Source organism: Actinophytocola sp. (assembly GCF_036378875.1).
In the GTDB taxonomy this organism is placed as follows: Bacteria; Actinomycetota; Actinomycetes; order Mycobacteriales; family Pseudonocardiaceae; genus Actinophytocola.
The window spans coordinates 168,938-182,851 of record NZ_DASUVO010000153.1; the positions used below are offsets into that span (position 1 = coordinate 168,938).

The 13,914-nt window shown below is 69.2% G+C and carries 14 protein-coding genes and 1 tRNA gene; 3 read left to right on the top strand and 12 right to left on the bottom strand.

Annotated features, from left to right (window positions below):
* Nucleotides 1–61: 61 nt before the first annotated feature.
* The 11 genes from VF106_RS43275 to VF106_RS43325 form a co-directional block, all read right to left on the bottom strand.
* Nucleotides 62–1,192, bottom strand: coding sequence for a hypothetical protein (locus VF106_RS43275; protein ID WP_330845853.1), 1,131 nt, complete (start codon nucleotides 1,190–1,192; stop codon nucleotides 62–64).
* Nucleotides 1,158–2,258 carry an acyltransferase family protein gene (locus VF106_RS43280; protein WP_330845854.1) on the bottom strand — a complete coding sequence of 367 codons (1,101 nt, stop codon included), beginning with the start codon at nucleotides 2,256–2,258 and terminating at the stop codon, nucleotides 1,158–1,160. Before VF106_RS43280 ends, VF106_RS43275 begins: the two co-directional genes overlap by 35 nt.
* On the bottom strand, nucleotides 2,255–3,076 hold the full coding sequence (locus VF106_RS43285) for a hypothetical protein (RefSeq protein ID WP_330845855.1): 822 nt from the start codon (nucleotides 3,074–3,076) through the stop codon (nucleotides 2,255–2,257). The genes VF106_RS43280 and VF106_RS43285 overlap by 4 nt, the downstream gene beginning before the upstream one ends.
* Nucleotides 3,073–3,672, bottom strand: a complete 600-nt coding sequence (locus VF106_RS43290; protein WP_330845856.1) for a hypothetical protein — start codon at nucleotides 3,670–3,672, stop codon at nucleotides 3,073–3,075. The genes VF106_RS43285 and VF106_RS43290 overlap by 4 nt, the downstream gene beginning before the upstream one ends.
* A complete protein-coding gene (locus VF106_RS43295) occupies nucleotides 3,673–4,791 on the bottom strand; it encodes a methyltransferase domain-containing protein (RefSeq protein ID WP_330845857.1) in 1,119 nt (372 codons plus the stop codon).
* A gap of 63 nt (nucleotides 4,792–4,854) precedes the next feature.
* Nucleotides 4,855–5,820, bottom strand: coding sequence for a lysylphosphatidylglycerol synthase domain-containing protein (locus VF106_RS43300; protein ID WP_330845858.1), 966 nt, complete (start codon nucleotides 5,818–5,820; stop codon nucleotides 4,855–4,857).
* A 23-nt stretch (nucleotides 5,821–5,843) separates the two neighbouring features.
* Nucleotides 5,844–6,551 carry a class I SAM-dependent methyltransferase gene (locus VF106_RS43305; RefSeq protein ID WP_330845859.1) on the bottom strand — a complete coding sequence of 236 codons (708 nt, stop codon included), beginning with the start codon at nucleotides 6,549–6,551 and terminating at the stop codon, nucleotides 5,844–5,846.
* Nucleotides 6,548–7,555, bottom strand: a complete 1,008-nt coding sequence (locus tag VF106_RS43310; protein WP_330845860.1) for a glycosyltransferase family 2 protein — start codon at nucleotides 7,553–7,555, stop codon at nucleotides 6,548–6,550. The genes VF106_RS43305 and VF106_RS43310 overlap by 4 nt, the downstream gene beginning before the upstream one ends.
* Nucleotides 7,552–9,300, bottom strand: coding sequence for a hypothetical protein (locus VF106_RS43315; RefSeq protein WP_330845861.1), 1,749 nt, complete (start codon nucleotides 9,298–9,300; stop codon nucleotides 7,552–7,554). The genes VF106_RS43310 and VF106_RS43315 overlap by 4 nt, the downstream gene beginning before the upstream one ends.
* 74 nt (nucleotides 9,301–9,374) lie before the next feature.
* Nucleotides 9,375–10,700, bottom strand: a complete 1,326-nt coding sequence (locus VF106_RS43320) for an alginate O-acetyltransferase AlgX-related protein (RefSeq protein WP_330845862.1) — start codon at nucleotides 10,698–10,700, stop codon at nucleotides 9,375–9,377.
* A gap of 19 nt (nucleotides 10,701–10,719) precedes the next feature.
* A complete protein-coding gene (locus tag VF106_RS43325) occupies nucleotides 10,720–11,022 on the bottom strand; it encodes a hypothetical protein (RefSeq protein WP_330845863.1) in 303 nt (100 codons plus the stop codon).
* Nucleotides 11,023–11,136: 114 nt separating this feature from the next.
* Here VF106_RS43325 and msrA point away from each other — a divergent pair, with 114 nt between their 5' ends.
* Both msrA and VF106_RS43335 read left to right on the top strand, forming a co-directional pair.
* Complete coding sequence (msrA, locus tag VF106_RS43330; protein WP_330845864.1) at nucleotides 11,137–11,808, top strand: peptide-methionine (S)-S-oxide reductase MsrA; 672 nt, start codon at nucleotides 11,137–11,139, stop codon at nucleotides 11,806–11,808.
* Between the two features lie 97 nt (nucleotides 11,809–11,905).
* Nucleotides 11,906–12,163 (top strand): helix-turn-helix domain-containing protein, encoded by a 258-nt coding sequence (locus tag VF106_RS43335; protein ID WP_330845865.1) that lies wholly within the window; start codon nucleotides 11,906–11,908, stop codon nucleotides 12,161–12,163.
* Between the two features lie 119 nt (nucleotides 12,164–12,282).
* On the opposite strand, the gene VF106_RS43340 is transcribed toward VF106_RS43335, so the two are convergent.
* A tRNA-Gly gene (locus VF106_RS43340) sits at nucleotides 12,283–12,355 on the bottom strand.
* A gap of 187 nt (nucleotides 12,356–12,542) precedes the next feature.
* Between VF106_RS43340 and VF106_RS43345 the strand changes: the two genes are divergently transcribed.
* Entirely contained in the window at nucleotides 12,543–13,913 is a 1,371-nt protein-coding gene (locus VF106_RS43345; protein WP_330845866.1) for a sigma-70 family RNA polymerase sigma factor, read from the top strand.
* Nucleotide 13,914: the final 1 nt, after the last annotated feature.

Here is a 13,914-nt window from a genome sequence, read left to right on the forward strand (position 1 = left end):
CCCGCCATAACCTGGCAAAGGGTATTGGGTGCGGAGTGAGGCGGCGGTGTCGGGTCGCTGCTTACTTGGTGGGTGGCGCGGCGTCCGTGATGGCCGTCATGGCCGTCTGGAACTGCGCGTGCATCTCGGCGGGGTCGCCAACCGGGATCTGCAGCACGCTCAGCTGGATCGTCGTGTCACCGTAGGTGTAGACGCCGCGGACGGCGGCCGCTTCACTGTTGCTCACCGTGGTCACCGTGACGGTGTCCGGCACGCCTTCGACCGTGGTGTCGGTGAAGCCGAGCTGCTTCTGGACGCCGAGGATCTTGCCGGTGAGCTCCTTGGCCGCCGCCGGACTGTCGCTCTTGTACGCGTACAGGAGGAAGCGGTAGTTCCCGTCGGCATGACCGATGTAGGTCAGCGCCTTCGCGCCGGCGTCGGCGAGGAGCGTCGCCTCGGCAGGGGCGATGACAGCCAGCTCGCTCGCCCGCGTGATGTCCATCTCGCCGCTGTTCGCGGCCGCCTCGCCGGGCAGCTCGATCTTGGTGATGTCGACCGGCTCCGGTAGCTCCTCTGTGGTCTGCTCGGTCGACTCGCCCGTGCCGCCGGCCGTGTCCGCCGGCTCGTCGCCGTTGAAGGCGAAGAACCACACCGCGGCGCCGGCCAGTGCCAGCACGACGAGCGCCACGAGCCCGACCAGCAGCGGCTTCTTGCCGCCCGTCGGCGCTTTGTTGCTGGTGAACAGGTCCTGCGCGTCCAGCGGAGTGACGGCGGGGCCGGTGACCTGCGGCGGCGGGGGCGGCACGGGCGGGAAGGAGGCGACGGTGGTCTGCGAGTTGTGAGTGGGCGGAAGGGAAGCCCACTGCGGCGGCTGGAGCGCCGGTGACGTTGGCTCGTCCGGCGTTGCCGGCGCCGCCTTGGCCCCGTTGTTGCCCTTGATCGGGTTGCTGATGATCTGCGTCACCTCGGCGGCGGACTCGGCGCCGTCGACGTTCACGACCTGCGTCACCTCGGCGGCGTCGGGACTGTCCGGCTTGTCCTCCGGCGGCACCGCGGGTCGCGGACCGGTCGGCGGACCGATGACCGGCGAGGGCGGCTGCGCGGACGATGCCGCGGCGAGGATCTCGTCCCGTCGCTTGCGGTAATCGTTGGCCGAGAGCTCCCCACCGGCAAGTGCGCTATCGAGTTGCCTCAGCTCTTCCTGCCAGGTCATCCGGCGCCCTTTCTGCGGAGTCCTGTCCGCGATTTTCCCATCTGCGGTACCACCGGGCCGCCGGCGCCTCGACAAGGCGGTACAGCAGGTCGGCGACGACCGCGGTACCAGCTATCGCGACGAAGAAGGCCATCGTCGTACCCGTGGTTGTCGAGAGTAGGTGAGGTGTCACGTAAAGAACCGGCACATGCACGAGAAAGACGGCATAAGTTCTGTTGGCGACGCCCCTGGTCCAACGCCCCGCCACCAGGCGACCGGTCAGCCGAGCACAGACGATCACGAGCAGCGCTATGCATACCACCATTTGGCCGTATCCCGGAATGGCTGGCGTCAGATCGCTCGTGAGATCCGCCCGCACGAGTAGCAGCCACTGGCACACGCCGTACGCCACGCCGGCGAACGGGTGCAGTACACCGAGCTGAACCAACCCGATCAGCTGACCGATGAACAGGATGGGCAGGAACGTGATGACCACGCGCACCATGTGCGTGGCGGTCGTGGACTCGTCGGCCGCCACCGACAGCAGCACCGCCACCAGCGCGACCGCCAGCGCCGGCGGCAGCCACGGCCACCGGCGCAGCAACGGGATCGTCGCCGCGACGAACAGGTAGTAGGCGATCTGGACGACGAGCGTCCACGTCACGAGGTCGAGACCGGGATGACCGGACAGGAAGAAGTTCGCAAGGGTCAGGTTCGCGAACAGGTCGCCGGTGTCGACGCGTTCGAACACGCCGACCGGGATGCCGGCCCGTGTCAGGAACCACACCGCCAGCAGCACCACCCACAGGACCGGCAGGATCCGCACGGCACGCCGTGCGAGGAAGCGGCCGGGACTCTCCCGGTGCGCCGAGTAGGTGATCACGAGCCCGCTGACCACGAAGAACGTGGCGATCCCGAACGCACCCACGAGTGCGTCGAGGTGCAGCGGCCCCAACACGGTGTCCGTGAGCGTCTCGTCGACGTACCACCGTTGCCCGCCGAACGCGAACCAGCCGCGGCTGTGGTCGTAGAAGACCACGACGGACGCCAGGATGCGCAGGACGTTCAACCCGTGGAGATATCTCATGACGTCACCAGTCCGAGCACGGCGAAGGTGACGACCCCGCCAACCAGCAGCGCCCACTCGGCGGAGCCGGCGAGGAAGCGGGTGACCGGGTGCGCGGCGAGCCGGGTTGCCGTCGGACCGGCCGTGCGCACGGCGGCGAGGAACAACGGCACCGCGATGCTCGCGGCGACCGGGTACCACCACCGCGCCAGCTCCGGGAACGCCCGCTCCACACCGAGAATCGCCGCGACACAGCAGACGCCGAGCAGCACACCCGCCCCCGCCGGCAACGTGCGGTCGAGAACTCGCCAGGTCACGTGGCCGATGAGGACGAGCGGCAGGAACAGCAGCGGCCGGCCGAGCATCGGCTCGACGTCGGCGAGCAGGCACAGCGCGGCGACGGCGGTGAACAGCAGGAGCGTGGTCGGCCACGTCCGCTCGTCGAGCGCGACCAGCCAGCTGATCGCCTGGAGGCCGGTGACCCAGGCCAGTGGCACGAGCGCGATACCGCCGGGGACGGTCCAGGCTTCGAGTCCCGTTATCGCGACGGCTGCCGCGAGGATCGCCGCCACCAGTGCCGGCAGGCAGACCAGCACGAGGCGCCGGACGGTGAATCCCGTGGCGGCGGCCGTGTAGCCGGTGCACACCAACAGGAGCATGACCGCGAACGGGCCGAAGTCCTCACCGACACCGAGTGGCCGGTTGACCCATTCGCGGATGGTCGCGACCGGTTGCGGGTTCAGGTCGTGCGTGGTCAGCCAGAGCGCGACGACGTAGCCGTACACCGCGAGCACGGCGGCGGTCGCCCGCAGCAGGGTGACCGGCACGAGTCGGGTCATCGCGGCGGCCACGCGGCGAGCTGTTGCCTGGCCAGCGCGTCGAACGCGCGGTCCACCTCGGCCTGGTCGGTCCCGTACGCCTCGATCCGGACGAGGAAGGGCCCTCGGACGTAGTGCGCGCGGTAGCTGGCGTACGGCTGGCCGTCGGTGGGTGCCTGCGCGCGGACCACCACACCACGGGTGGCGGCCGGCTCGCGTGTCCAACCTCCGTCCGCGTACAGCCGGTCGATCGCGCGCAGCGCGGCACGCGGGTCGACGCCGTCGCGGACCGCCATCTGCCACACGCCGCGGGTGGTGCCCTCGTCACGGGCCACGAACGCCTTGACCTGGACCACGCCAGCGCCCGTCAGCGCCTCCGCCTCCGGTTTGCCGAGCACGGCGGGGGAGTCGCCGTGCTTCGTGAACGTCGAGTTCATGATGAGCAGGCCGGATGGCCGCACGAGCACGAGGGACTCGTCGGCCGGCAGCCTCGGGTCGGGATCGGAGACGGTGACGTGCTGGTCGGCCGGCTCGGGAAGCGCGACGACGCACAACCCGACCACCGCGGCCAGAAGAACGTGCACCGATGCGACCACCGCGGTGGTGCGCCCGGTCACCTAGACGGTCTCACCCCGCCGCACGACGTAGGTGAAGCTCTCCCACTCGGTCCCGGCCATGTCGTCCAGCACCTGGTTGACCACGACCGAGCCGCAGTGGGCGAACAGAAGGCGGACCAGGCTGGGGTCCATGCCGAACATCTCCATGCCGCCGTCGTCGCGGCCGCGGGGTGCCGGTCTCGGCTCGATGACCACCTCGGGCTGTGGGCTCAGCGCGGGCACGTCCGCCACCGCGTCCCGCACCACGGTCACGCGGGCACGCACGGGGTTGCTCCCGACCTCGGCCCACCAGGTGACCGCCTCCTGCACGACGTCCAGTTCGAGGTCGTGGTCGCCGGGCTCGTCGGGTGCGACGACCGGCAGCTCCATCTCGACCGACGCGCCGGGCGGGAGGTCGTGTGGCAGGTCGGCGCGGCCGTCGTTCCAGCGCACCGCCTCACCGTCGCGGTGCCAGTGGTTGCCGAGCCGGATCAGCTGCCCGGCCGGCCAGGTCTGGTCGCTGACGTTGGTGAGCCGGGTCCGCACGGGCGCGCGCTGGCCGGCGCCGACAGGGCTGGGCACGTCGAGAAGCTCGATGTGGGCGCGCATGGCCTCGGTGGGCAGCTGCTCCGGCTTGCTCGGCCGACTGGGGATCTGGCACACCAGGACACCGCCGGGGCGGACCACACGCTGCAGTTCGACAAGACACGCGAGCTGCACGGCGGGTGGGGAGTGCTGGATGGAGATGAGGCTGACCACGGCGTCGAACGACTCGTCGTCGAACGGCAGCCGATGCCCGTCGTAGGCGACGAAGGCGACCCGGTCCGGGAACTGGTTGATACGCGTGGCCTCGTCGATCATCGACTGCGCGATGTCGACGCCGACGACTTCCTTGACGTGCGCGGCCAGTGCGTTGGACAGACGGCCCGCGCCGCAACCGAAGTCGAGGACCTTGTCGCCGAGCGACAGCCCGGCCTGGTCGAGAAGTGCCTTCACCTGCTCGACGGGCTCGACGGCGGTGGCGAGGAACTCCTCGACGTCCCAACCGCCGTGCCGCCGTTCCGGGTCGGTGAGGACGGCCCAGAGCGGGTCGACCCGTCCGAGCTCCTCCCACGTCGACTTCAGCCGCTCGACTGCCATGCCGTTACTACTCCCGGTACGCGGACCCCCAAGGACCTCGCAAAGGCTAACCTCCGGCCGGTTCTAGGCAGTGTTGGGGGAGTTCGAGATCGTGCCGTTCGACTCGGCTGGGGCGGCCCGGCGGGCACGGGCCAGGCCGTAGCGCAGTGCCAGCACCAGATCCGCGAGCGTGTGGCCGACCCGAAGGAGCAGGCTCACCGTGGCCGCGGCCGGGGCGCCGAGCAGCGGGGTCAACGCCAGGATCAACACCGCTTCCCGCGCCCCGACTCCGGCCGGGGCAAGGAAGACCAGCAGACCGACGAGCCAGCCGAGCGCGAACGCACCCGTGCACACCACGGCCAGCCGCAGCACGGAGTCGGTGAACGGGTCCGCCAGCAGATAGGCGGCCGCGCCGTAGCCGACCCACGCCGGCAGCATCCACAGCAGTGGGCGGACCAGGCCGGACCACCGCAGCTCGGGAGGTGTGGTGCCGGACCGCTTCGCGAGTTTGGTGGCCAGCCAGTTGATCACGCGTGGGTGCAGCAGGACCAGGGCGAGCGGGACGCACACACCCGCCCAGCCGAACCGGCTGACCAGGTCCGGCTGACTGACCAGCAACAGAGCGCCGACGAGCACGGAGGTGACCATGTGGATGACCAGGAACACCGAACCGGCCAGCAGTGCCGACCCGCCGGGCACCCCGCGTTCACGGGCGAACTTCATCTGCGCCAGGAACGGCCACACCGAACCCGGCAGGTACTTGCCGACCTGAGCGGGGAAGAAGATCTCCCGGGCGGCACGTGACGTCACCGGCGAGCCGAGAGCGGCAAGGCAGTGCTTCCACACCTCGGCGGTCGCCAGCAACCCCAACACGATCCCGGCGAAGGCCAACAGCGGCCGCCACCATGAGATCTTGCCCAGCGCGTCCACCATCGACGGGAAGTCGTCACGCAGGGCCCAGACGGCCACCCCAACGGCGACCACCACGAAAACGATGGCCAGCAGATCCGCCCGCCGGCTCGGTTTCGGGGCGGTCGGCTCGCTAGTCACGATGCTCGCTCCGCAAGCTCCGCTCAGTCACGCCAGATCAGACCGGTGGTCGTCGGGTACGGCAGCGTCGGCGTGCCACCCTTGAGCAGCTCGATGCGCAGGCCCGGCATGGCCGACAGCACGTCCCAGTACCGCTTGCGCTTGATGTTGTCGAACACGACCACGCCGTCGTCCTTGAGGTGGTCGAGCGCGCGGCGGAAGGCGTCCACCCGAGCCCGCCCGTCGACCACGATCAGGTCGAACGGGCCGCCGACCTCATCGATGGTCGAGACGTAGTTGGCGAAGTCGAGGTCCGTGTGCCCGACCCGACCCGAGCGCACCGTGGTGTGCTCGGTGGCCGCCGTGGGCGGCACGACGTGCAGCTTCGCGTTGCCGGCGGTGTCGGCCAGCATCTGCTTCACGGTCTGGGCCCACTGGGTGTCGTGCTCGACGCTGTTGATCTGGCCGGCGCGCTTGGCGAGCCACACCGTGCTCGCGCCTGCGCCGTACTCGAAGATCCGTGCGTCTGGCCGCGAAGACAGGAACTCGTCGACCCGGCGCATTGCCGGGTAGCTCCACCACGCAAGGTCCATCCGGACCATCTCGTCGGCGTCGAAGATCGAGAACAGGGTGCGCATGTGCCGCGCCTTCGGCGACTCGCTGCGCTCCAGCTTGTCCAGCAGCCCGGTCTTGTCGACCGCCTTCCGCACGGTCCGGACACCGGTCACGTACGCGCCACGCAGGCCGCTCATGCCCCAACCTTCTTCTTGACCGTCACGGCCGCGTCCTGCGCGGTCGGCTCGACAGGGGTCCGTTCCCTGATCAGATCGGTGGCCTCGCGTCGGTTCGCCGTTCGGTGCAGCACGATCTCCGCGATCAACCCGATCGAGATCAGCTGCACGCCCAGGATCACGAGCAGGATGCCCAGCATCAGCAGCGGCCGGTCGCCGATGGCCTCGCCGCCGAACAGCTTCACCACGGTCAGGTAGGCCAGGACCACGAAGCCGATCAGCGCGGACAGGAGGCCGATCCCGCCGAACAGGTGCGCGGGACGTCGGCCGTACTTGGTGATCGTCATGACCGTCAGCAGGTCGATGGCGCCCCGGACGTACCGCTCCAGGCCGTACTTCGACTTGCCGTGCTCGCGGGCCCGGTGGTTCACGGCCAGCTCACGGACCTGGTAGCCGGTCTGGTGCGCCAGCGCCGGGATGTACCGGTGCAGCTCGCCGTACAGCGGCACCCGGCGGTAGACCTCGGTCTTCGCCGCCTTCAGCCCGCAGTTGTGGTCGTTGATCTTGAGACCGGTCATGACGTTGGTCATGAGGTTGAAGAACTTCGAGGGGATCCGCTTGCCCAGCGGATCCTTGCGGTCCGCCTTGTGGCCGGACACCAGGTCGGCGCCGTCGTCGAGCTCGGCGAGCAGGCGCGGCACCTCGGCCGGGTCGTCCTGCAGGTCGGCGTCCATGGTGACGATCCGCTCGCCGCGTGCCTCGTCGACGGCCGCGGCCAGCGCCGCCGCCTTGCCGAAGTTGCGGCGCAGCTTCAGTGCCCGCACACGCGGGTTGTCGGCGGCGAGCTGGGTCATGACCTGCCAGCTCGTGTCGGTGCTGCCGTCGTCGACGAAGATGACCTCGTACTCGGTCTCCGGCAGCGTCGCGAACGCGGCGTCGATCTCGCCGACCAGCGTCGCGAGCGTCGCCTCCTCGTCCTTGACCGGGATCAGGACACTGACCTGGGGGGTTGTTTCAATGCTCACTTCTGGTCCTCGTCGTCGACTTCCGCCGGCATCCAGCGCTTCGCGCCGCTCTCCAGAATCACCACGACGCGGAGGTCGGGGTCGTCGGGTCCCACCATGCCGAACCCGGTGTCCGCGTTGATGCCCAGGTACTGCTGGGCGATGTCCGAACGCACCCGGTCGCTCACGCCGCCACCCACGACCTTGCCGGTCGAGTCGACGAGAACGGTACAGCGCACCGGGTCCTTCACGCCTGTCGCCCATCCCCACACGAGCTGTGAGCCTGGCTTCGCCTCCACCTTGTCGACCGTGCCGGCCGGCGAGGCGGGGGTGCGGCCACCCTCCGGCGGCACCATCCGCTTCACACCGCCGAGGTCGATGTGATCACCCAGCTCAGGGCCGCCGCACCCGAGCGTGAAGCTGTCGTTGAACGGGTAATGACCCAGTGCCTCGAGCCGTGGCACGAGCTGGTGCCCGGTCGGCGGCAGGGCCCACCCGAAGGCGTTGAGGTAGCCGGCCCGCAGGGCGACGGACTGGATGTCGTGGTCGATGTCCTCGGTCCGCACCGTGTTCGCGGTGGGCACGCCGAGCGCGAACCCCGTGACGCCGGCGACCGCGAACCCGACCGCGAGCTTGCGCCAGTGCCGTGCGACGAACGAGTGCACGACCGTGCCGGCGATGACCAGCAGCGGCAGCGAGACCAGCACCGAGATGGAGGTGTAGCGGCTGTGCTGGCTGTAGTCGAGGCCGAAGTCGATGCGGGAGACGGCGATCATCGCGCCGCCGAAGAACGCGTGGCAGGCCAGGCCCCACCAGAACCGCAGCTCGGGCGTTCGTGCCGCCTTGACTGTGGCCAGCGCGCCGTACCCGCCGAGGATGACCGCGCCCGCGAGTACCGCGAAGCCCGTGTTGTTGGCCGCCCAGATGTGACCGAGCACCGCGAACAGCCCGAAGATCGCGGTGCCGATGTCGCTCTCGGTGCCCGAACCCGCCGCGTTGTGGTTGACCGACATCCAGCCGACCACGATCACCGCGCCGGTGACGAGCGGCAGGACCCGCCGCCACATCGGCTCCTTGCGCATGATCGCGATCAGTGCGAGCGACGGCCACGCGGCGAACGCGGTGCCGTACGTGATGCTGCCGAGCAGCGCCATGCCCCAGGCCGGCCACCACTTGCCCTTGACCGCGAAGAGCAGCGCGCCGACGGAGATCAGGTTCGCGGTGAGCCAGGCCGCGCCGCTCATGGCGTGGGTGAAGTTGTGCAGCCCGTGCAGGCTGAAGATCAACGCGGACGACGCGAGCACGATCGAGGCACGCACCACGATCGGCAGGCTCTTCGGGATCGCGAACCGGATCAGCAACACGGTCGCGAGCGCGATCAGGATGTCCACGTACCCGAGGACCCGCTGGTCGCCGCCGGCGAGCGTGGCGTCGCCGTAGTACATCAGCGACGGGATGGCGATCAGGTGCTCGTTGGAGGACATGAACAGGCCGCCGAAGTCGAGTGACCCGTCCAGGTTCACGAACCGGACCAGCGCGTACCAGTAGTCGACGTAGTGCAGCTTCGACGCGCGTGCGACCTCGATGCTCATCGCGGCGGCCGGGACGAGCGCGAGCAGTTCGATCAGGCGGGCCAGCCAGCTGGTCGTGGTGAACCTGCGCAGCCGCTCGGCCCAGCGTCCGGGTTCCTGTGCCCCCCGCGCGTCGTCGGCGTGCTGGTCGGGCGGCGAATCCTCCGCCGAGTCCGTCGTCACCGTGCTCGTCACGTCACATTCCTCCGCGCGATTGTTACGCGGAATACCATGTCAAAGTCCGACACGCACACGTGCGGCGGGGCTTTCTAGCGGACTGGGTTCTTGGCCAGCTCCGTGCCCAACTGGTCGAGAAACCCCTGGTCAAGGACGGCAACGGCGCCGGCTGCGACGTTACGTTCCACCACTTCGAAGATGACGACCTCGGAGTCGGTGAACGTCTTGATCACTTGAGCCGGTTGTGCCTCCGCGGACCGGTAGTACTGAATGGTCACGTCGGAGAACGCGGCGGGCAGGTAGCCGGACGCGCCGACGAGGAACGAGTCACCGAGCACCGCCGTCGGCTCGTTGACCATGCCGGTGAGCCGTTTCGACTCGTAGTGCCTCGGTGCGAGCAGGTCGGCGGTGTTCTTGCGGACCCGGTCGTAACGCCCGTCGGGCTTCAACCGGTAGTTGGTGATCCGGTTGGTGCCGTCCTTGCCGATCAGCGGCGGCAGGTCCGCGGTCCCGCTCGTCTTGTCCTTCTGCTGGATCTTCCAGGTCTTGGTGATCCCCGGCTTGACCTCGGTGGCGACCGTCTTGATCATCTCGAGCGCGCCCTCGGTGGTCCAGTGGGTGTCCTGCGGGTAGTAGACGGGCTGGTCGCTCCGGTCGGCGACCGCGGCGAGCCTGGGCCGCATGTCGATGGCGCCTCCGATGGTCACGACCTGCTGCCACAGCTCGGGCGTGACCGGGGCCGCGCAGTCCTTGCCCGGGTAGGTGGCTGGCAGGTGCTCCGGCACCATCGTGGACTTGTCCGGCACCACGACCAGTACGAACGTGCGACCGGACGACTCGACGACGTCCCGCAGCTTGGCGAGCTGGGCGACCGTCTCGTTCAACGGCTTGAGCGGCTGGCACTTCGACAGGGCGTCCGGGCCGTAGTACAACCAGCCGTCGCTGCCCTCGACGACCTGACGGAACCCGGCCTGGCCCGAACCGTTGGTCTCCCCCTCGGTGGGGTCGGTCTGGGTCGGGTCGTCCTGCTTCTCCTCCGGCTCCGACGGGCTGCCGGGCAGTGGGCCGCTGGGCGTGCCGCCGCCACCGCCCTGGTCGAACGGTGCGGGTTCGCCGAAGAACGTGCGGCTGACCCAGTCGGTGATGTTCACCGCCGCCGCGCGGAACGCGAGGTTGTCGGTGGCCCACGCGTCGTAGCCGGTGAGGTCGAAACCCGGGAACTCGGCGAGCTTGTGGTTCTCGATCTCGGTGGCCCGCGCCCCGAACACCCACAGCAGGGCGGGTGTGGCGAAGAAGACGAGTGCGCTGATCAGAGCGGTGAGCTGCCGCTTGCCGTGGCGCGGCCGGTGGAGTGCGTGCTCCCGCGGCAGCCATGCCTCATGGACCGGCGGCAGCTCGTGAGTCGGTCCAGCGGTCACACCAGCACGTTAGCTGGTTTCATGTCGCGGAGGCGTCAGGTTGGTCGAGCCGGTCGGCGATTCCGGGGTTGACCATGGTCGTCTTGTCGCTGGTCCCGACGATCTGGGTCATCTCACCGGAGGGTGCCTCCCACGCCGCGGACACGGGAATAGGCACCTTCTCCCTGGCGCTCTTCTCAGGTGGTGACGGTTGCGTCTCGGCGGCCGCCTCCTGGTCCGCCTCGGCGAGCAGCGCCTCGCTCTCGGTGCGGTACTGGGCGGTGGTGATCTCGCCGGACACCAGCCGCTCACCGAGGTCCCGCAGCCGATCCTGCCAACTCATGCTTTGTTGGTACCACGGCCGCGATACGTAGAGTGGAGGCCGGGCGTGAGCTGGCCGGACCGCGTCGCCAGGGTGACCACGCGAACGCCCTGCATGCCGAACGAAGAGAGGCAGTTGAGCACAGTGTTCGGACGTGACAAGACCCGCCCTGTTGAGCAGGCGAACGCCCTCCCGGGCCGCGAGACGAGGATGCCGGTCCCGTCGGCGCACGCCGTGTTCACCGATCGTCCCATCGCCGCGCCGTTCCCCTCGCAGGTCGAGGTCGCGGTCTTCGGCATGGGCTGTTTCTGGGGCGCGGAGCGGCTCTTCTGGCAGACCGAGGGCGTGTGGACCACGGCCGTCGGCTACGCGGGCGGCTACACGGCCAACCCGACGTATGAGGAGGTCTGCTCTGGCCTGACCGGCCACGCGGAGGTCGTCCTGGTCGCCTTCGACCCGTCGGTGGTCACCTACGACGCGCTGCTGAAGCTGTTCTGGGAGGAGCACGACCCGACCCAGGGCAACCGCCAGGGCAACGACGTCGGCACCCAGTACCGCTCCACGCTGTACTACACCTCGGACGAGCAGAAGAAGACGATCGAGGAGAGCCGGACGGCCTACCAGGCGGCGCTGACCCGAGGCGGCCACGGCCAGATCACCACCGAGGTCGCCCCGCTCGGCGAGTTCTACTACGCGGAGGACTACCACCAGCAGTACCTGTCCGACGCCAAGAACCCGAACGGCTACTGCGGTCTGGCGGGCACGGGTGTGAGCTGCCCGATCGGCCTGAACGTCGAACGCGCCTGACCGGCCATACTTCGCGCCGCCGCTGACCGGCAACTAGCACGCAACTACACCATCCGGCCGTCCCGCCCACTGGCACCGATGATCAACGAGTGGTGGGATGTCCGACATGCCATGGTTCCGGGCCGTTGACGTGACCGAAGCGGAGTTGGCGCGCTGGGATGCCGAGGACTCCGGCCGGATGGTGCGGCTGCTGCGGGAGGAACGAGGCTGGACCCGCACGAGGCTGGCACAACTGGCCGGCACCTCACACGCGGAGCTGGCCCGCTTCGAGATGGGCCGCACGGTCCCGGCGCAGCCGCTGCTGGTGCGCTACCTACGAGCCATGGGCTATCAGCGAACGGAAAACCCGCGCTGACGCGAAAGTGGGGGTCCGGGGGCGGAGCCCTCCGGGCGGGGCGTGGGGGCTGCGCCCCCACAAGACGCGGCGAGTGAGCCCCACGAGCGCTTTCCGCGAGTAGGGAACTCCCACGAACGAGCGGACGACGGGACTCGAACCCGCGACCCTCACCTTGGCAAGGTGATGCGCTACCAACTGCGCTACGTCCGCATGAGGTGAGGCACAGTCTAGCGGATGGTCGCCATCAGTAATTCCTGGGGCTGGACAGATCATCTGATTACGCCGATCGGCTCACGTCGTTCGTCGGTATCGCCTTAACGTTCTTAACGTTTGCCCCTGTGCGTCAAACCCTGTGTGGCATGTTTGCCACATCCCGTGGCGGTCGGGAGGAGGTGGCGTGACCAGCGAGGCTGTGGAAGCCCCCGAGGACGGGGACCGGACGTTGCTCGAACGGCTTCGTGCCGGGGAGGACGCTGCCTTCGGTGAGCTGTTCTCCCGGCATTCGGGCGCCGTGTTCCGGCTCGCGCTGGGCCTGGCCGCCGACCGCGCGGAGGCGGACGACCTCACCGCCGAGGCGTTCTTCCGTGTGCTGCAAGCAATCCGGCGCGGCGCGGGGCCCGTGGACAACGTACGCGGCTACCTGCTGATCGTGGTGCGGCGAGTGGCGTGGGAGTGGAGCATGCGCCGCAGGGACGTGCCCGTCTCCGACGAGGAGCTGACCAACCGCGCACCGTCGGACCCGGACAACACCGGGCAGTTCACCGAACGCAACCTCATCCGCCGTGCGTTCACCAGCCTCCCGGAACGCTGGCGCAAGGTGCTCTGGAAGATGGAGGTCGAGGGCGAGCGCCCGGCGGCCGTGGCCACGAACTTCGGTCTCAGCCCCAACGCGACGGCCGCGCTCGCGCGCCGTGCCAGACAGGGCTTACGTGCCGCGTACCTGCAGGCCCATCTCGCCGCCGACCGCAGCGACACCGGTTGCCGGTCCGTGCTGGAAAAGCTCGGCGCCTACACCGCCGGCACCACGTCGGGCATCGAGCACCGCCGCATCCGGTCCCACCTCCAGAACTGCTCGTCCTGCACGACCGTGTACGCCGAGCTGCGGGACGTCTTCAGCGGGCTGCGGTCCCACGGCGGGCTCGCCGCGGCACCGGTCGTCGCGGCCGCGGGCTGGCAGCTGGGGGCGACGGTCAAGGGACTGTTCGCCAGCACGAAGTTCCAGGTCGGTGTGGCGGCCTCGTCCGCGGCGGCGATCGGCGTGCTCGGCTTCGTGCTCACGCCGTGGGGCGGCGGCAAGTCGGAGCCGGTCGACCTCTCCGGCAAGCGGGCCATCGAGATGCACGTCGACGGACGTCCGGTCAGCCCGCTGAACTCCATCGACGCGCCGGTCAGCTCCCGCGACGGCTACATCGACCGGTCCGAACAGCAGGCCAGGGAGTCGGCGGCGCCGCCACCGATGTCGACCACCACGACGCCGACGACCACGACCGTCACCGAGACCACCGACGGCGCGCGCCTGGACGCCACACCGTTGTCGAGCGACTCGGACGAGTTCGACGAGAGCGCCCCCGTGGTCTACAGCGCGACGACCGTACAGAGCTACTCGCAGGAGTACGAGGACTACACGTACGTGCAGGAGACGACCACCGTCACCGAGGTCAACTCGCTGGACCAGACCCGCACGAACACGAGCACCACGTCCTACAAACAGCCCAAGGAGTCCGATCCGAAGGCGTTGAGTGAGCCTGACCCCACACCAACCACCTGAC

What these genes read in the sequence shown, in the direction of transcription:
- VF106_RS43280 (WP_330845854.1), bottom strand. Translation starts at nt 2,258, where the DNA reads ATGAGATATCTCCACGGGTTGAACGTCCTGCGCATCCTGGCGTCCGTC.
- VF106_RS43275 (WP_330845853.1), bottom strand. Translation starts at nt 1,192, where the DNA reads ATGACCTGGCAGGAAGAGCTGAGGCAACTCGATAGCGCACTTGCCGGT.
- VF106_RS43325 (WP_330845863.1), bottom strand. Translation starts at nt 11,022, where the DNA reads ATGAGTTGGCAGGATCGGCTGCGGGACCTCGGTGAGCGGCTGGTGTCC.
- VF106_RS43335 (WP_330845865.1), top strand. Translation starts at nt 11,906, where the DNA reads ATGTCCGACATGCCATGGTTCCGGGCCGTTGACGTGACCGAAGCGGAG.
- VF106_RS43295 (WP_330845857.1), bottom strand. Translation starts at nt 4,791, where the DNA reads ATGGCAGTCGAGCGGCTGAAGTCGACGTGGGAGGAGCTCGGACGGGTC.
- VF106_RS43305 (WP_330845859.1), bottom strand. Translation starts at nt 6,551, where the DNA reads ATGAGCGGCCTGCGTGGCGCGTACGTGACCGGTGTCCGGACCGTGCGG.
- VF106_RS43285 (WP_330845855.1), bottom strand. Translation starts at nt 3,076, where the DNA reads ATGACCCGACTCGTGCCGGTCACCCTGCTGCGGGCGACCGCCGCCGTG.